Source organism: Haemophilus parainfluenzae (genome assembly GCF_014931395.1).
Lineage (GTDB): Bacteria > Pseudomonadota > Gammaproteobacteria > Enterobacterales > Pasteurellaceae > Haemophilus_D.
In genome coordinates this window covers 1,765,163-1,782,591 of sequence record NZ_CP063120.1, presented here as the reverse complement: position 1 = coordinate 1,782,591, position 17,429 = coordinate 1,765,163, and the positions used below count along the sequence as shown (strand labels likewise).

General features: G+C 38.1%; 16 protein-coding genes. 14 read left to right on the top strand and 2 right to left on the bottom strand.

The window, feature by feature from the left end:
* Position 1 precedes the first annotated feature (1 nt).
* From nusB to dapB, 5 genes are read left to right on the top strand one after another with little or no spacing between them, the layout of a single operon-like run.
* Positions 2-439 carry a transcription antitermination factor NusB gene (gene nusB, locus INP94_RS08985; protein WP_049364133.1) on the top strand — a complete coding sequence of 146 codons (438 nt, stop codon included), beginning with the start codon at positions 2-4 and terminating at the stop codon, positions 437-439.
* Between the two features lie 57 nt (positions 440-496).
* Positions 497-1,477 (top strand): thiamine-phosphate kinase, encoded by a 981-nt coding sequence (thiL, locus tag INP94_RS08980; RefSeq protein ID WP_197543388.1) that lies wholly within the window; start codon positions 497-499, stop codon positions 1,475-1,477.
* The gene (locus INP94_RS08975) at positions 1,477-1,971 is read left to right on the top strand and encodes a phosphatidylglycerophosphatase A family protein (RefSeq protein WP_420026407.1); all 495 of its coding nucleotides are present in this window, start codon (positions 1,477-1,479) and stop codon (positions 1,969-1,971) included. Before thiL ends, INP94_RS08975 begins: the two co-directional genes overlap by 1 nt.
* On the top strand, positions 1,965-2,591 hold the full coding sequence (locus INP94_RS08970) for a LysE family transporter (RefSeq protein ID WP_197543387.1): 627 nt from the start codon (positions 1,965-1,967) through the stop codon (positions 2,589-2,591). Before INP94_RS08975 ends, INP94_RS08970 begins: the two co-directional genes overlap by 7 nt.
* A gap of 16 nt (positions 2,592-2,607) precedes the next feature.
* Complete coding sequence (gene dapB / locus INP94_RS08965; protein WP_197543386.1) at positions 2,608-3,420, top strand: 4-hydroxy-tetrahydrodipicolinate reductase; 813 nt, start codon at positions 2,608-2,610, stop codon at positions 3,418-3,420.
* Here dapB and yfaE read toward each other — a convergent pair.
* Positions 3,415-3,663, bottom strand: a complete 249-nt coding sequence (gene yfaE, locus INP94_RS08960; RefSeq protein WP_197543385.1) for a class I ribonucleotide reductase maintenance protein YfaE — start codon at positions 3,661-3,663, stop codon at positions 3,415-3,417. The two genes, dapB and yfaE, sit on opposite strands and share 6 nt — an antisense overlap.
* A 105-nt stretch (positions 3,664-3,768) precedes the next feature.
* Here yfaE and INP94_RS08955 point away from each other — a divergent pair, with 105 nt between their 5' ends.
* From INP94_RS08955 to INP94_RS08935, 5 genes are all read left to right on the top strand, one after another.
* The gene (locus INP94_RS08955) at positions 3,769-4,455 is read left to right on the top strand and encodes a hypothetical protein (protein ID WP_197543384.1); all 687 of its coding nucleotides are present in this window, start codon (positions 3,769-3,771) and stop codon (positions 4,453-4,455) included.
* Positions 4,456-4,600: 145 nt separating this feature from the next.
* Positions 4,601-4,969 carry a NirD/YgiW/YdeI family stress tolerance protein gene (locus INP94_RS08950; protein ID WP_197544293.1) on the top strand — a complete coding sequence of 123 codons (369 nt, stop codon included), beginning with the start codon at positions 4,601-4,603 and terminating at the stop codon, positions 4,967-4,969.
* Positions 4,970-5,043: 74 nt separating this feature from the next.
* Complete coding sequence (locus INP94_RS08945; RefSeq protein ID WP_197543383.1) at positions 5,044-5,712, top strand: response regulator; 669 nt, start codon at positions 5,044-5,046, stop codon at positions 5,710-5,712.
* Entirely contained in the window at positions 5,702-7,057 is a 1,356-nt protein-coding gene (gene qseC, locus INP94_RS08940; RefSeq protein WP_197543382.1) for a quorum sensing histidine kinase QseC, read from the top strand. The genes INP94_RS08945 and qseC overlap by 11 nt, the downstream gene beginning before the upstream one ends.
* A 215-nt stretch (positions 7,058-7,272) precedes the next feature.
* Positions 7,273-7,731 (top strand): toxin-antitoxin system YwqK family antitoxin, encoded by a 459-nt coding sequence (locus INP94_RS08935; protein ID WP_197543381.1) that lies wholly within the window; start codon positions 7,273-7,275, stop codon positions 7,729-7,731.
* A 52-nt stretch (positions 7,732-7,783) separates the two neighbouring features.
* On the opposite strand, the gene INP94_RS08930 is transcribed toward INP94_RS08935, so the two are convergent.
* Positions 7,784-8,344, bottom strand: a complete 561-nt coding sequence (locus INP94_RS08930; RefSeq protein ID WP_197543380.1) for a YceB family lipoprotein — start codon at positions 8,342-8,344, stop codon at positions 7,784-7,786.
* 322 nt (positions 8,345-8,666) lie between these two features.
* Between INP94_RS08930 and INP94_RS08925 the strand changes: the two genes are divergently transcribed.
* Genes INP94_RS08925 through INP94_RS08910 form a run of 4 tightly spaced genes read left to right on the top strand, consistent with a single transcriptional unit; the run spans position 8,667 to position 17,102 of the window.
* Positions 8,667-11,120: a type VI secretion system Vgr family protein gene (locus INP94_RS08925; protein ID WP_232087399.1), complete on the top strand. Its 2,454-nt coding sequence runs from the start codon at positions 8,667-8,669 to the stop codon at positions 11,118-11,120.
* A gap of 11 nt (positions 11,121-11,131) precedes the next feature.
* On the top strand, positions 11,132-11,542 hold the full coding sequence (locus tag INP94_RS08920) for a DcrB-related protein (protein ID WP_197543379.1): 411 nt from the start codon (positions 11,132-11,134) through the stop codon (positions 11,540-11,542).
* Between the two features lie 13 nt (positions 11,543-11,555).
* Positions 11,556-16,349 (top strand): RHS repeat-associated core domain-containing protein, encoded by a 4,794-nt coding sequence (locus INP94_RS08915; protein ID WP_197543378.1) that lies wholly within the window; start codon positions 11,556-11,558, stop codon positions 16,347-16,349.
* Positions 16,350-16,361: 12 nt separating this feature from the next.
* Positions 16,362-17,102: a hypothetical protein gene (locus INP94_RS08910; protein ID WP_197543377.1), complete on the top strand. Its 741-nt coding sequence runs from the start codon at positions 16,362-16,364 to the stop codon at positions 17,100-17,102.
* Positions 17,103-17,429: the final 327 nt, after the last annotated feature.

Below are 17,429 nucleotides of genomic sequence, written 5' to 3'. Positions count from 1 at the left end.
AATGACAGAGAAAAAAGAACCTGTAAAAAAAGTATCGCCACGTCGTAGAGCGAGAGAATGTGCGGTTCAAGCATTATATTCTTGGGCGCTCTCTGGTAATGCACCAGAACAAGTGGAACTCACTTTCGTTGTGGATCAAGATTTAAAAGGTGTGGATAAACCTTATTTTAGCCGCCTTTTCCGTCAAACTGTTGCGAATGTAGAAGCCGTTGATTTTTCAATGAGCCATTATTTAGATCGTACATTGGATGAATTAGATCCGATTGAAAAAGCGATTTTACGTTTAGCGGTTTATGAACTTCAATTTGAGCCAGATGTGCCGTATAAAGTGGCGATTAACGAGGCAATTGAGGTGGCGAAAGTGTTTGGTGCAGATGAAAGCCATAAATACATTAACGGTGTATTGGATAAAGTCGCTCCTGCATTAGGTCGCAAATAATTATTCAAATGTAGGGTAGACAAATGTCTGCCCTTTGTTTTTGAGTGCAAAGATAAAATGAGTACGGGCGAATTTGATCTTATAGGGCGATATTTCTCAATACAAAAAGGCAATCAACACTTTGTTGATTTCAGTATTGGGGATGATTGTGCGATCACTCATATTCCTGAAGGCTATCAGCTTGCCATTACCACCGATACAATGGTCGAGGGCACGCATTTTTTATCTTCCATTTCTCCCCAAGATTTAGCGTATAAAGCTATCGCGACAAATCTAAGTGATTTAGCTACTATGGGCGCGAAACCCGCTTGGATTTCTCTTGCACTCACATTACCTAAAGTTGATGAAAACTGGCTAAGCCAATTTAGTCAAAGCTTGTTTGATACATTAAATCAATATGATGTGACTTTAATTGGTGGTGATACAACAAAAGGCCCACTTTCTGTAACTATTACGGCACAAGGTTTCGTACCAAAAGGAAAGGCTTTATTCCGACATAACGCGAAGGTTGGAGATTTAATTTATGTATCGGGCACGTTAGGTGATAGTGCGGCGGGTTTAAATTGGATCTTACAGGGTAAAAGTGCGGTCGATTTTGATACTGAATTTTTAGTAAAACGTCATTTTCACCCAACACCACGCGTTGAATTAGGCCAAGCCTTAGTGGATGTAGCGCATTCATGCATTGATATTTCAGATGGTCTTGTTGCCGATTTAGGGCATATTTTAACGAGAAGCCAATGTTCTGCAGAGATTGAGTTATCTTCCTTGCCTTTATCCACCTCACTCAAAAAAACATATCGCTTAGAAAAAGCAGAAGCGTTTGCATTAAGTGGCGGGGAAGATTATGAACTTTGCTTTACGGTTCCCGCAAATAAAAAGGCCGAGATTGAAAAGTTGTCCCAATCGTTGAATCTACCTTACACTTGTATTGGAAAAATCGTTCCGCAAAATAGCAATCAGACTACTTTTTTTAAAGATGGACGTGTCATCAATTATCAAGCGCCCTCTGGTTTCGATCATTTTAAGGATAAATAATGAATAGTGCACCTCTTAATAGAGTTAGCTTAAAAAATCCAGTTCATTTACTTGCATTAGGTTTCGGTTCAGGATTAATTAGTCCTGCACCGGGTACATGGGGAAGTTTAGCAGGAACGATGTTAGGCTCCGCATTATTAGCTTGTCTTGGACTAAAAATCTTCTTAATTTTGACCGCACTTTGCTTTGCGCTTGGCTGTTATCTATGCCAAAAAACCGCAGATGATATGGGCGTTCATGATCATGGCTCCATTGTTTGGGATGAATTTGTTGGGGTATTTATCGTGTTAGCCGCGATTCCAACTTTATCTTTACTTTGGATTGTCATTGCCTTTGTACTTTTCCGTTTCTTCGATATTTTAAAACCTTATCCCATCCGTTATTTTGACCAAAAACTGGAAAGCGGTTTTGGGATTATGGTGGATGATGTTTTAGCAGCAATCTATGCTGTTATCGTGATTGCTATATTACGTATAGTAGGCTTGCCATGCTAAATTTGATGATTATTCATCTTGTTGGTTTACTTTCGCCTGGCCCAGATTTTTTCTATGTTAGCCGAGTTTCAGCCATGAGTTCTCGTCGAGAAGCCATTGGTGGCGTGATTGGGATTACCATTGGTGTATTAATTTGGGCAACGGCTGCTGTTTTAGGGCTCGCCATTATTTTTGCCAGCATGCCAATTATTCAAGGTATTGTGATGATGCTTGGTGGGTCGTATTTAGTTTATCTCGGCATTAAAATGGCAAAAGTGAAAACCAATGCAGTCTTTGATGAAAAACAGAATGCAAATATGCTAAATCAATCGACTTTAACGAGCATTATGAAAGGCTTATTAGTCAATTTGTCTAATGCTAAAGTTGTGATTTATTTCAGCAGTGTGATGTCATTGGTTTTAGTGAATATTACCGAAACATCACAAATTTTGACCGCACTAGCCGTGATTACCGTAGAAACCTTTTTATATTTCTACATCATTTCGGTGCTTTTTTCGCGTTCTGTTGCAAAACAGTTTTATAGCCAATATAGTCGCTATATTGATAATGCAGCAGGGCTGATTTTTATTTTCTTCGGAATCTATTTAATTTATAGTGGCGTTCAACACGCTTTAATTTGATAAAAAAGGACAAAACATGACATTAAAAATTGCGATCGCCGGTGCTGGCGGAAGAATGGGGCGTCAATTAATTCAAGCCGTACATAATGCAGAATGGGCAGAATTAGGTGCTGCTTTTGAGCGTAAAGGATCCTCTTTAGTAGGCGCAGATGCCGGTGAGCTTGCGGGTATTGGTGCATTAGGTGTCAAAGTATCAGATGATTTAAATGCAGAAAAAGATAACTTTGATTTGCTGATTGATTTCACGCGTCCGGAAGGCACGCTTGAGCATATCGCATTTTGTGTCGCTAATAACAAAAAGATGGTGATTGGCACCACAGGTTTTGATGATGCAGGTAAAGCTGCAATTCAAGCCGCATCAGAAAAAATTGCCATTGTATTTGCATCCAATTTCAGTGTGGGTGTGAATTTGGTGTTTAAACTATTAGAAAAAGCCGCCAAAGTGATGGGCGATTATTGCGATATCGAAATCATTGAAGCACACCACCGCCACAAAGTGGATGCACCATCTGGTACTGCACTTTCTATGGGAGAACATATTGCGAAAACCCTAGGTCGTGATTTGAAAACTCATGGTGTATTTTGTCGCGAAGGCATTACAGGCGAACGCAAACGTGATGAAATTGGTTTCTCTACCATTCGTGCCTCTGATGTAGTGGGTGAACATAGTGTCTGGTTTGCGGATATTGGTGAGCGCGTTGAAATTGCTCACAAAGCATCAAGCCGTATGACATTTGCCAATGGCGCAGTGCGTGCAGGTAAATGGTTAGAAAAACAATCTCATGGATTGTTTGATATGACAGATGTATTGGATTTAAATAATTTATAATTCTATTTCCAAATCACTTTCCACCCGACAACAACACAGTAGAATCTCATCGGGTTGAATAAAGGCAAGGGGCGCTTCGGCGTAAGATACCTTGCCTTTTTTGATCTTCACGCGGCAAGAACCACAATAGCCCGAACGACATTGATATTCATGGTGAATTTGATGTTGTTCTAAAAAGTTAAGCAGGGAAGTTTGGTTATCGAAATCTAAGATGATTTGGCGCTGAATAAGATGGATTTTCATGAAACAAAATAAAAAAAATTTTGCTCATTATAGAAGAAAGAGAAGTAAAACTCACGGCTCTTTTGTTGTAATATAGCGAGCTAATATTCATCATAAGGGAAGACCATGCAAACCTTTCTAAAATTAACGTTAATTTTAACCGCACTTTTATTAACGGCTTGTAGCACCATTTCAAAAGAGCCGGTTAAGCATATTGATATGTATGTAAAGCCTTATTACGATGCCAGAGATGGGCGACTTGAACAGATTAATGTGAACAAAGATATTGATGCGTTATTACTGAAAAACACACAAAAAGATTTTGAAAGTGCGGTCAATATTATTGAGAAAAAAGTGGATTTTGTGTCTCCGATGACAATGTTTGCACTTTCTGCTCGTGCTTATGATTTTGGCTTGCGTGATGATGCGGTAAAATGGTTTTATAGTGGGCAAAATCGTTTAATCACCGCGTTATATGTGTTGGATTTAGATAAATTAACAGTCTCGAATAACACAGCATTTGGGCAATTAGTAGGACAACATGTCAATCCCTATGCGTTCTGTGATTTGAATAAGCAACACAAAGCGGCGCAAGATGCGATTGACTGGGCGAAAAATCACCCGTATCAGACTGTATTTTTACCTCAATTACCAAGCAAACATCCAGATAGAAAACAGGCATTAAAAGAAGCAGAGGCAAAACTTGATGCGCGTTTAGTTGAGCAAGACCGCTATTTTGCTAATCCTGAAAATAAAGCGAAATGGGAAAAAGAACGCCAAGATAACTTGGTGAATGAGCGATTTTGTTGGTGATTTAAAAAAAATTTAAAAATCTTAAGGTTGCTTAAGATTTCATTAAGATTTGTTGTGTTTAATAAGCATCAACAAGGCAGCAATGAGGATAATCCTTCGCTTTGAAACATGACTATTTATGCTTAATTTTATTTAGGAGAACATGATGAAAAAATTAGCTTTAGCAACCCTTTTAGCTTTATCTACTTCAGCAGCATTTGCTGGTTTTAATGGTAACACTGCACAAGGTGGCTTCCAAGGTGGCAACCAAGGTCAACAACTGACTGTTAAACAAGCATTATCTGCGAAAGATAATTCTATGATTACCTTAGTCGGTAACATCACTCAACAAATTGATGGTGATGAATATATTTTTACCGATGGTTCAGACCAAATTAAATTGGAAATTAAAAACCGCGTTTGGAATGGCTTAAATGTGGGATCTCAGGATAAAATCCGCGTTTACGGTAAACTAGACAATGAAATGTTTGAAAAACCAGAGCTTGAAGTCATTAGCGTTGAAAAAGCGCAATAATTCATATAATTTGAAGTGGTGGGCAAAAGCCCGCCATTTTTTGTTTTGAGAAAGGTAAAAGTGCGGTCAATATTATGCGAGTTTTATTAGTAGAAGACGATCCTCTCATCGGCAATGGTCTGCAAATTGGTTTAACGAAATCAGGTTTTATTGTAGATTGGTTTACTGATGGGCAAAGTGGATTAAATGCCTTAATTGGTGCACCTTATGATGCGGTGGTATTGGATTTAACCCTGCCTAAACTGGATGGTTTGGATGTATTAAAACAATGGCGCTCAAATAATCAAGATGTGCCTGTATTGATCTTAACTGCACGTGATACATTGGATGAACGGATTAAAGGCATTCAACAAGGTGCCGATGATTATCTTTGCAAACCTTTTGCTTTGGCTGAAGTGGTGGTGAGATTACAAGCATTAATTCGTCGTCGTTATGGGCAAGTCAAACCGCAGATTGAGCATGGCAATGTCAAACTCGATCCTGCACAGCGTAAGGCTTGGTTGAATGAGGATGAAATTACATTAACCAGACGTGAATATAAATTACTCGAGCTTTTTATGCTGAATAAAGAACGAGTGCTTTCACGTGCGACCATTGAAGAAAAATTGTCAAATTGGGATGAAGAATTAAGTAGTGGTGCATTGGACGTACATATTTATAATTTGCGTCAAAAGCTGGGTAAACAATTTATTCGTACGGTACATGGCGTTGGCTATGCTTTAGGACAAGTTAATGAAAAATAAACGACTGAGTTTTCGTCTCTTAATCGGTTTAAGTTTGACCGCACTTTGTGTGTGGTGCGTTGCCACGGCTGTTGCTTGGACGGTTGTTAAAAAAGAAGTCAAAGATGTGTTTAATGCACAACAAGTACTTTTTGCCGAGCGTTTGGCAGCTTCTGATTTGAAAAATGTATTATTGGGCGAAAATGCGAACTTTCCACGTGGTGGATTTAAATCACAGAAACGTCATTACGATAATGATGCGTTAGCCTTTGCCATATTTTCTAACAAAGGTGAAAGATTATTAACCGATGGTGATAATGGCGATAAATTTATTTTTCAAAATAAAACTGGTTTTAGTAAAGCGCATATTTTAGATGATGACGATGAATGGTTGATTTATTGGCAACCTGTTGGTAATGGTGAATTGGTGATCGCCGTAGGTCAAGAGTTAGAATATCGCGAAGAGTTGGTCAATAAAATGGTTTTCAGCCAAACAGGAATTTGGTTTGCAGGATTACCAGTACTCTTATTGGTCGCGTTTATTGTGATTTATCGTGCATTAAAACCAATTAATCGATTGAGTCGAAACGTACAAGCTCGCCGACCAGGTGATGTATCGTTATTAGAAACCGATGATGTGCCAACAGAGATTTTACCGTTAGTCCAAAACTTAAATCAATTTTTCACACGTACCAGTGAGCAGTTGGAACGGGAGCGCCGCTTTGTTTCTGATGCAGCACATGAATTACGTAGCCCATTAGCGGCATTACGTATTCAAACGGAAGTCGCACAGTTGGCTGGCGATGATGCACAAACTCGTGAAATGGCCTTAGCGCATTTAACCCAAGGTATTGACCGAGCAACCCAATTAATTGAACAGCTTCTTACACTTTCTCGCTTGGATAATCTTAAAGAATTAAATCATCAGGAACCGATTCATTGGTCAGAAATGATAACTTCACTTATCGGTGAGTTATATTTCAGCGCACAGCAACGCCAAATCGAATTGCAGTTTGAGCATCAAGGAGATCCTGCCGCTAAGCAAGGGCAGCCATTATTACTTGCACAAATGCTACGAAACTTATTAGATAACGCCATTAAATACTGTCCGCAAGGTACTCAGGTACGTTTGATTTTGCAGCCGCGTAAGATTCTTATCGAAGATAATGGCGGTGGTGTTGACCCAGAAGAATTAGCAAAATTAGGGCAGCGTTTTTATCGTCCAGCAGGACAAAATGAAAAGGGAAGTGGGCTTGGATTGTCTATTGTGGCAAGAATTGCAGAATTACACCATTACCGTTTCCGATTGGAAAATATTGAAGTTAACGGACAAATTCAAGGTTTGCGAGCTATTATTGAGTTATAAAAAAGGGCGTTTATTGGAGTAGGATAACTGTTCACAAAATGTTTAATTGATTGAAACGTTAGTTGTGGGTTTTCCTATACTTATTCGTGTTGTTATCTAGTTTATAAAAAGTTGAACAAAATGTGTTAACTAAAAATGGCTGCTTTCTGGATGAAAATACGTTATAGCCTATCCCAAGAGAAAAAAGATCATCCTATATCAGAAGTAACTAAACCATGAAAAAAGAAACTTTATCAAGAGAAAATATTTTAAAAATGGGTATACCATTTGATAATTTAGAGTTTGCTAGTGATGGTTATGACGATTGTGCATATATTGTTTTTTATGATAAAAATGGAAATGAAATTCCATTTACAGGAATAGCTTACGATTTTTATCGTGATAGCAATGTCATTGTAGTGTATATGTTTGTTAAGGACGGGGTGAGAAATGGGCAATATGTTGAGTTTTATCCTAATAGTAACGTAAAAAGAATTTTAGAGATGAGGGATAATGTGACTTTTGGGGAATGTTTTGAATTCTATGAAACAGGGGAAGTAATGCGTATTGAGAAAAGAGTTGCTGGTTTTTTAATAACATTCCGCCAGTATGATAAAGACGGAAATATAATTAAAGAAAAGAATGAACTCTCTGATTTTGATAAGAGAATCTTGGCTAAATTTGAAATTAAATAATTAATTTTAAAATGAGTGAGTTATAAAAAGGACGTTTAATACGCCCTTTTTGTTAAAACATTCCACCAATTAATTCCAATCGACCTTTTTCAACTTTAATTTCCTTAGCGAATTTTTTAATTAGCATTTGTTTCATATCACTTTCATCTAAGGTGTAAACTGGTATCCGACTTAATAAGGCAGCTACACCATCGCTTAATAGCGGCATAACATCTTGGAGTTGATCCATTGCACTATTAGGTTCGCCAGACCAGCGTAAAATCCGCAGATTTTTTAAATAGAGCGCCCCTTCTTGTGCGTTATATTCTGGAACTGCATCAAAGGTTAAATGTAATTTAGCTGGGTAGGTTTTACCAGATAAACGAATAAGCGTATCAACCAAACCGCTCATTTCAACACGATTGCTTTCAGTTTGCCCGATTTGAGTCACCAAATCTTTCAGTGCGTAATCCACAGAAAATAATCCTGGGATACCGAGCTTGTCATTAATCGTGCCTTTTTCACTTAAGTACTGGTTAATTTGTTGCTCACTGATACTAAAAGGAGAGGCTTGTACAGATAGAGTACAGAAGCCTAAGGTCAGTATGGTGATCACTTTTTTGAGAAAATTCATATTTACTCCTAAATGGAAATCAAAAGTTTATTTTAAAGTAATTTGTTATACAGGTTTTCTTGTGTTGCCTTGAAAGTTAATCTTTTTTCTATTGTATAGAATACACCCTTAGCAGTATAACTTTTTATGCAATGATATTCCCTGTTTTTTTATATTGTTTAATTGAAACTAATTCGTTTTTTATTAGTCCATTATTTTAATCGATTAGTTCAGTAGATTTAATGCTGGAATATATAGCGTGAATGAGACTAGCCAGAAAATTGGCATATAATGAATAGCTATATTATAATGGTTTGAAATAATCAATGACGATGAGTAAGCTATGACAAAATCAACATTAGATAAAACCCTAACAAGTGTGACAGACTTAAGCCAACATACTAGTACGTTGGGTGAGTTAGCGGGGGCAGATAAAGTTACCCAAAAAGTAGAGAAAGTACAGCAATCTCTTTCTCAAGTAGAAAAGATAAAATCGCTGGGTGAAGAGAGCATCAAACGCGTTCAATCCCTTCAAAGTATGGGGCGTCAAAGTGGTATTTCTCCACAGGGAATCGTAGAGTCAGGTCGAGGGTTATCTTCTCCCTCTATGCAAAATTTGTCCTCATCCTTACCAAATTTATCTTCTGCAACGCTTCCAACTTCAGATATTCCTAGCAGTTTAAGTGATGGATTAAGTTCAATATCCTCCCTCCTAAACAAAAGCCCAAGCGGTTTACAATTTACCTTACAAGCAGGCAATTTACCACCCAATACCTTCAAAGTTGTCAGTTTTGAATATCGAGAAGCTTACAGTACTCCATTTGAAATCAACTTATTATTAAGTAGCCCACAAAGTGCGGTTAATTTTAGTGATGTTTTAGATAACCAAGCAACATTAAGCATTTGGCGTAATGGTGAGTTATTACGTAGTGTAAGTGGGATGGTATCTTCTTTTGAACAGGGAGATAGCGGTTTTAGACAAACCTTCTACCGAATGGAAATCAATCCAGAGTTATGGCGTTTAGGCTTAAGACGTAACTCACGAATCTTCCAAAATGAGTCGCCTATTGATATTTTACAAAGCTTACTCACTGAAAATGGGGTGACGCAATATCGTTTTGATTTAAGACACGAACATCCCCCACGAGAGTTTTGTGTTCAATACCGAGAAACCGATTTAGCATTCTTACAACGTTTAAGTGCAGAAGAAGGGTTAACTTATTATTTTGAACAAGATGGTGGTCAAACCAAACTGATATTCAGTGATGATGCCCAAACCTTAAATAATGGTAATGCGGTATCTCTTCCTTATAACCTCAATAAAAAAGCACAATTACAAGAAACGGTGGTGACGGCATTTAACCGAAGTGAACGAGTGCGTCCGTCGGAAGTGAAGTTAAAAGACTATACCTTTAAAAACCCAAGTTGGACGGCGGAGTTTAATAAGGAAGCGGGAGATGCGAATAATCAACGTAGTGGTTATGAGCATTATGACTATCCAGGTCGTTTTAAAGACGAAAACCAAGGTAAAGCTTTTACCCAATATCGTTTGGAAAGTTTAAGAACGGATGCACACCAAGGTTGGGGAAAGAGTAATAGTGCTCAACTGAGTGTAGGTGGCTTATTACAGCTTACTAACCACCCAAATGCGAGTTTAAATACCTTATGGCAAATTAGCCGAATTGTATATCGTGGAAGCCAACCGCAGGCTTTAGAGCAAGAAGGTGGCGATAAAGCGACGACACTAGAAAATGAATTTGAGTTTATCCCAAGACATCAAAGTTGGCGTCCAATGCAATTGACGAAGCCTAGAGTGGAGGGACCACAGATTGCGATAGTGGTCGGTCCAAAAGATGAAGAGATTTACTGTGATAAATTTGGTCGAATTAAACTGCAATTTTTATGGGATAGAGAAGGCCAATACAATGACCACAGTTCTTGCTGGATACGAGTGACTCAACCTTGGGCAGGTAAGAACTGGGGGATGATAGCTATTCCTCGTGTAGGTCAAGAAATCGTTGTAGACTTTTTAGAAGGCGACCCAGACCAACCGATAGTGACAGGTCGAACTTACCATGCAACGAATATGCCACCTGATGCATTACCAGCTGCGAAGACGCAAATGAACCTGATGTCTCAGACTTATAAAGGCGGTGGTTATAATGGTTTGATGATGGACGATGCAACGAATAATCAACGTCTTGATTTGCATGCTCAAAAGGATATGAATACGAAGGTCTTGAATGATCAAACTTCGACAATTCAAAATAATCGTAGTATTACGGTTGTTGGAGGTAATGAGACTAGAACAGTTCAATCGGGTGATTTGAGTGAATCAGTAAAAGGAAATCGTAATATAACGGTTGAATCAGGTGATCAAACAAGGGTTATTCAATCAGGTAATTCATCAGAGTCTGTTAAGGGTAATAGATCAATTTTAGTAGAGGAAGGGAATCAATCTCTAATAGTAAAAACTGGTGATAGAGGTGTAGAGGTTCAGACAGGAAATGATTCTTTAGTTGTTAAGGCAGGTCATAGAAGCGTTGAAGTAACGGCTGGTGACGATAGCAAAACAATTGGAGCAGGGAATTTATATGAAAGTGTTGCAGAAACTAGAGCAACACAGGCTAAAGCTATTCAAATGGTAGGAAGCGAATCTATTGTATTAAACGTTGGAGCAGCTACTTTAAATATGACAACAGATGCTATTACCATTAGTTTTGGTGATGGTTCTGGCATCACTATAAAGGCTAGTGGTGTATATGCTATAGCGCCTGAAATTCACTTAAATAAATAAAAGAGGTAAACATGTTTTATTTTAATGAAGGAACACTAGATATTTCATCAGAATGGCAAGATAGAAGTATTATTTTGTTATCACATCCATCACAACTTAATATTTCAATATCTAGAGATGAGTTACCTCTTGGAATGACATTCTCTGAGTTTGCTGAAGATCAATTTAAAATGGTCAGTCGTCAGTTAAAAGGCTATGAAGAAATTCATCGTAAACCAATAAAAGTTGATGGTTATGATGCGGTGATGTCTGAATTTAAATGGGATTCTCCAGAAGGGCGTCTGCACCAAGTTTCAACGGTGATTAATTTACCTATTCATCCAACGATTATTACGGTGTCATCACACAAGCCATTAACGGAAGGTCAAAAAGAGTATTTATTGAAACTGGTGCAAAGTTTTAAAGCCCGTAATGTAAAATAAGTCGGAGGTTTTGATGAGTCTTGGTCAAAGTTCGGTAAGTGCTGGTTCATATATTGCAACGAAAGAGGTCATTCGAGGACAGATGAATGACCAAATGCAAGCAATGCAGTCTCCAGGCGGACAATCTTCACAGGGAGATTTAACGAGCTTTCGTCGTCAAATGTTAGATTTTGCACAAAGTGACGGTGTAAATAACGTAATGACTGGTGCTGGTTTCGCTTTGGCTGCCGGTGGTGGAATGGTTAGCGCTGCAGCGGCTGCGGGTGGTTTTTGCTCAGTTACAGCGGGAGCATTAATGGCCGGAGCTTTGACAGGGCTTGCAACAGCTGCCGGTGCGGCTGCTGTTGGTATGGTCGCTTATAAAGTTGGTGAATTTTTAGGCGGAGAAGCGACGCATGCTGTCATGAAATATATTTTTGGAAAAGAACCAATACCTGAATCTGGAAATAATCCCATTTGTGAAGGTGATGATGTATATCACAAAAATAAAAGTGCAACGTATTGGGGGATACTGGGAGGAATTGTACTTGGAACAGCTTTGGCTATTGCGCTTCCTGGAGTCGGTGTTTTCATGGGGGCTGCAATCTGTGGTGCGGTTACAGGGGTTTGCGGTGGAGTCGGCAATGCTTTATCACAGTATGGAGAGAAAAAAGGTAAAGTTTTGCAAGGTTCACCAAATGTCTTTTTTGAAAGTAAAGCGGTTGCTCGTGTAGGTGATTTAATAGAATGTTCTGATCATGGAGGCCCAGAATTTGTTGCAGAGGGAGCTAGAACTGTATTTGCGAATGGTCGTCCAATTGCACGTATTGGTCATTCTACGACTTGTGATGGAACGCTGGTAGGTGGTCGCCAAACGGTACTTGAAACGGATGAAACATCAGCAGACTGTCGCTTACCAATTAAATCAAGCGTTCCTCTATGGCTAGAGGAGTTAGCGACTTACACTGGTTTGGTGATGGATATAGTTGACTTAGCTAAAGGATTCAAAGGGCTTGCTGATGCAAGAGTAGCTGTAGGTGACCCAGTCGATGTAGCACGAGGAGATCTTATTCAAGAATGGCATGTGCTGTCATTCGAAAGAACATTACCATTACGACTTAATCGATATTATTATTCAACTCAGCAAAATAGTGGGCATTTAGGGCAAAATTGGTTTGATGAATGGTCCCAATGTTTACATATTGATAATGAAAATAAAGAAATTATTTATTTTAATGAGAAAGGTGCAGCTTACCATTATCCTTATCATACGAAGAAAGTCTATGCTCAAAATGTGTACTGTAAACATTTAATCTTGTTTAGTGATGATTTAAACAATCTTTATTTGTTTAATCGAAAACAGCAAAGAAAATATTTATTCTCTGTTCAACCATTTGGGGATAAATCAATTAGGTATCTTACTGAAATTTCAGATCGTTTTGGTAATAAAATCACATTTAATTATACAAAAGATGGTTTGTCAGAAGTTTGTCATAGTGATGGGTTCTCATTATCTATACAAAATAAAAATCATTTAATTCAATCTATTACATATAAATCTGAAAATATTAACCACCATTTAGTAAGTTTTGAACATAATGACAAAGGACAATTAGAATTTTGCCACTCTTTCCAATATGGAGTGCTACATCACCGATACAATAATGACGGTTATATGACGTCTTGGTGGGATAGTGACGCAACTCGAGTAGAAATAAGCTACGATAAATTAGGTAGGGTAATCAGCACTAAGACAGAGTCTGGGCACTATGAAGATACTTATAAATATGATGATAAAAACCATTGCACCTATTACATTGATGCAGAAGGTGGAGAAAGTTGCTATTGGTATAATAAGGATTATGTTGTCACGAAAATTCAAGATGCACTAGGTAATATTACCGAAAGTGAATGGAATTATAGTCAGAAAGTGGCTTATAGAGATGCGTTAGGGCGAGAGACTCGTTATACCTATGATGAGTATGGTGATATTAACAAAATTGTGCATCCAGATGGTAGAGCATTCCTTTATAAATATAGTGGAGAAGGGGTATTACTAGAAGTTAAAAACTCATTAGGGGAATATTGGGAATATCGTTATGGCGATCGTAATGAATTACGTTTTGTTGTAGCGCCTAATAAGCTGAAGTGGGAATATCGTTATAATGAGAATTACCAAGTCGTCCGACAACAATTACCAGATGGAAATTATTTTGGTTATAGTTATAACGAGGTAAATCAATTAATTGGTGTTACCAATAGTAAGGGGGAGCGCACTCGGTATGAAAGGGATCTATTTGACCGAATTACTACGTTAGTTCGGACTGATGGATCGACTTATCGTTATAAATACAGTGAAGGGCACGCTAGTCCTAAAGGTAGCTTAACAAGGATTGATACGCCAGAGGGAACAATTCAGCGTTTTCAATATAATAGTGAAAGATTGCTAACTGAAATCATAGATGGCGAAGGTAATGAGACAAGGTTTCAATATGGTGCTTATGACTTGTTGGAAAGTAAAACGCTTCCGAATGGCGAAACACTGACGTTCCATTACGACAAACTAACACGTCTAACCGAAGTCAAAAATGCACAGGGTGATAGCTATTGTTATGAATATGACAAAGCGGGGCAACTTGTTCGTGAAACGGATTTTACGGGGAGAAGCAGAGCGTATGCTTATGATGCTGTAGGCAGATTGATTCGTAAGACGCAAGCAGATGGACATATTGAGACTTTCGCTTATGATAACGAAGATAAGCTACTAACACGTAATACTTGGCAGCCTGTTTTGCAAGGAAATGATATTTGTCGTTATGAACTTGCTCACCAGGTACGCTATACCTACACGAATAAAACAGGTCAGCTAAGTCAGACTATCAATACACAATATTTGCCATATTTTGCCCAACATATCACCGAGTTTGAATATGATGAGCAATATCGTTTAATTGCCGAAATCCAAGATGGGGAGAGAATTGAGGTAGAGTTAGACAAATATGGCAGACAAACCGCATTACTATTACCACATGGTGTAGAAAGTGCGGTCAAAATTTCACAAGGTTTTAACCAATATGGTGAGTTAACCCAATTCCAAGTCAATAACCATAACCCACTCAATCTTAGCTATGACAAACTAGGCAGACAAACGCGCAAACAAAACCAAAATGGTTTTATTTTAGCCGAGCACTTTAGTCCTTCAGGTTTATTACAAGCACAGGGTGGTGGTTGGAATAACAGTTTAACGGAACAACAACTTAGCGATTATCAACCTAATCAAACTTATCCAATTGCGGGTACACAGATTAGCCGAAAATGGCAATATGACAAAGCATTTAACCTTGTTCATACTCAGGATAACCATTGGGGAGCGACAGAGTATCGCGTCAATAAAAATGGACAAGTGACGGATGTGTTAAATGGTCTTCGTCATAGTGAACATTATCGCTATGACAGCCAATTAAACTTAACACAAAAAGCCCAACGTGAAACTGATGGTTTAGGTCAATACCAATTTGAAGCGGCAAATGATGCCAGTTTCGGTATGAAACAACGCAATGGTCGAATTACCCGATTTGGTAATAAAACCTATAAGTATGATGAACTTGGTCGCTTGCATAGCAAAACAGAAACGAAGAAAGGTTTCCGTCCAGTTACAACTTATTACAAGTGGAATAGCCAAAGCCAACTTGTTGAGCTACATAGCCCATTCAAAGGCTCGTGGCGTTATGAATACGATAGTTTTGGCAGACGTATCACCAAATACCAAATCCAAACAGACCAGCCTCAACCCAATCAAGTTATCAACATGCCAATCCGAGCAAATCAGGATTATTGGCATAAGATAAATGAGCTCTGGGCGAAAGAAGCACAATCTCAAGGTGAAAAAACATCACAAAACCTGACAGCACTTTCAGGCTATCGCTATCTGTATAAGCAAAATCAGTTAGTCGCTGAAGCACCATTGCAAATCACCAGTACGGAAGGTAATCTAGCTTTAACGCAAGCAAACTGGGCAGATGCGATTTACTGGCTGTATCAGGAAGATGATTTCACCCCGACAGCACGTTATGAAAAAGGGCAGTTACATTACGCTGTTGCTGACCAGGTAGGGACAATTACCGAACTTTTAACCGAGGACGGTTATATCGATTATAGGCAGAAACTGAACCTATGGGGCGAAGCAGAGATTGACGGACACCGCCATTATGCTGCAAATGATTCAAATCCTTTAAAATGCAACCATCGTTTTGTGGGACAGTATTATGATGATGAAAGCGAGTTGCATTATAATCGCTTTCGTTACTACTCACCGGAGACAGGACAATATATCAGCCATGACCCGATAGGGTTATTGGGTGGATTTAATCCGTATGGGTATGTGTTTAATCCGAGTGGGTGGGTTGATCCATTGGGATTGGCAGGTTGTCCAAAAATTGGTGATGAATTAACAGTTGATAGTGTAAAAAAAGGGAGTGATGCACCTGAAGGTGGTGGTGTTTATCAATTTACAGATAGTGGTGGTAATAACTATACTGGTTCTACAGATGATTTTAAATCAAGAACAGGTAATCATTTAGATAGTGGAACATTACCAGTTGGAGATAAGGTTACTTATACTCCTGTAGAAATGGAAGGAAGAAGTGCTAAAGGTGAGAGAAGAGTAAGACGGTTTGTAGAGCAAATGAAGCATGGTGTTGATGCAAATGGCATACCACTACCAAATAATGCTCCTGGTCGCCGCCCTACTCGACCAGTATCTCCAGAAAAATGGAAGAAATATACAATTAATGGCGTTCCTGATTTTAATAATCCATATTTTAATTAAAAGAGATTCAAAATGACTAACTTAGATTATTACTTAGATAAAATAAAAAAGGGCTTTCCTGATAGAGATAGTTTAATGTCAATTAACCCTCTGGTTGATATTGAAGATATTGAACCCTTATTTGAAAAAAAACTGACATATAAAGAATATATTGATTTAAATAGAATTTTGAGACAAAAGTATATTGTCGAAGATCCTAGTAGTGTCCTAAAAGATTTGGATTTTAGTAAGGTCGTTTTACCTAGCGATACAAGATCTGTTTATTTAATGGGAAGTAAAAGTGATATTCTAGACTTTTCAAAATTTGAACAATTAGAAAAAGTTTTTGTTGTAGGTGCTAGAAAAGTAAAAAGTATTATTTTACCCAAGAATGATTGCGTTAAGGCTTTGGGTATATCAAGTATGACAAATTTAGAAAAAATAGAAAATATTTTTATTCATAAAAGTATGCGTTACTTACACTTTGATTCTAATTTAAAGTTGAGTGACTTTTATTTTATTAGAGATTTAAATAGATTGATTTATCTTTCATTTACTGCAAATAAAAAATTACCTGAGTTAGATTTTATTAATCAAGATAGTGAAATTCGCTTTTTAGATTTTGTCGATACGAATATTTTTAAATATCCATCAACTATTGAGTACCTAAAGAAACTTAAGAACCTTAGATTTTTGACTACAGGAACTACGAATGAGAAGCAGCGAGAGCTTCTTAGGACAGAGCTTAAAGGTGTTTGTATACGAGATGACTAGGTATTTAGGTCCATTCTACAAGTGCGGATGTCGGCGAGAGTTGTTATTAGCACAAGAAGGATTACATTGTCACGAAAATCCGCGATGCGTTGGGACGGGAAACGCGTTATGACTACAATAGTTTCAGTGATATAAGCAAGGTCACGTTGCTGGACGACTCAACTTATCGTTACGAATACGATAAGGCTGGTCAGTTAATTAAGGAAACGGACTTTACCAGTAGAACACTAGAATATGCATATGACCCGGGGGGTCAATTAACACACCGCACACAAGCAGACGGTAGTGTTGAAAGCTACGTGTATGACGAGAATGGTAGACTGCTTT

What these genes read in the sequence shown, in the direction of transcription:
- INP94_RS08970 (WP_197543387.1), top strand. Translation starts at nt 1,965, where the DNA reads ATGCTAAATTTGATGATTATTCATCTTGTTGGTTTACTTTCGCCTGGC.
- INP94_RS08975 (WP_420026407.1), top strand. Translation starts at nt 1,477, where the DNA reads ATGAATAGTGCACCTCTTAATAGAGTTAGCTTAAAAAATCCAGTTCAT.
- INP94_RS08915 (WP_197543378.1), top strand. Translation starts at nt 11,556, where the DNA reads ATGAGTCTTGGTCAAAGTTCGGTAAGTGCTGGTTCATATATTGCAACG.
- INP94_RS08935 (WP_197543381.1), top strand. Translation starts at nt 7,273, where the DNA reads ATGAAAAAAGAAACTTTATCAAGAGAAAATATTTTAAAAATGGGTATA.
- nusB (WP_049364133.1), top strand. Translation starts at nt 2, where the DNA reads ATGACAGAGAAAAAAGAACCTGTAAAAAAAGTATCGCCACGTCGTAGA.
- INP94_RS08955 (WP_197543384.1), top strand. Translation starts at nt 3,769, where the DNA reads ATGCAAACCTTTCTAAAATTAACGTTAATTTTAACCGCACTTTTATTA.
- INP94_RS08920 (WP_197543379.1), top strand. Translation starts at nt 11,132, where the DNA reads ATGTTTTATTTTAATGAAGGAACACTAGATATTTCATCAGAATGGCAA.
- INP94_RS08945 (WP_197543383.1), top strand. Translation starts at nt 5,044, where the DNA reads ATGCGAGTTTTATTAGTAGAAGACGATCCTCTCATCGGCAATGGTCTG.
- INP94_RS08930 (WP_197543380.1), bottom strand. Translation starts at nt 8,344, where the DNA reads ATGAATTTTCTCAAAAAAGTGATCACCATACTGACCTTAGGCTTCTGT.
- thiL (WP_197543388.1), top strand. Translation starts at nt 497, where the DNA reads ATGAGTACGGGCGAATTTGATCTTATAGGGCGATATTTCTCAATACAA.
- qseC (WP_197543382.1), top strand. Translation starts at nt 5,702, where the DNA reads ATGAAAAATAAACGACTGAGTTTTCGTCTCTTAATCGGTTTAAGTTTG.
- INP94_RS08925 (WP_232087399.1), top strand. Translation starts at nt 8,667, where the DNA reads ATGACAAAATCAACATTAGATAAAACCCTAACAAGTGTGACAGACTTA.
- dapB (WP_197543386.1), top strand. Translation starts at nt 2,608, where the DNA reads ATGACATTAAAAATTGCGATCGCCGGTGCTGGCGGAAGAATGGGGCGT.
- INP94_RS08910 (WP_197543377.1), top strand. Translation starts at nt 16,362, where the DNA reads ATGACTAACTTAGATTATTACTTAGATAAAATAAAAAAGGGCTTTCCT.
- yfaE (WP_197543385.1), bottom strand. Translation starts at nt 3,663, where the DNA reads ATGAAAATCCATCTTATTCAGCGCCAAATCATCTTAGATTTCGATAAC.
- INP94_RS08950 (WP_197544293.1), top strand. Translation starts at nt 4,601, where the DNA reads ATGAAAAAATTAGCTTTAGCAACCCTTTTAGCTTTATCTACTTCAGCA.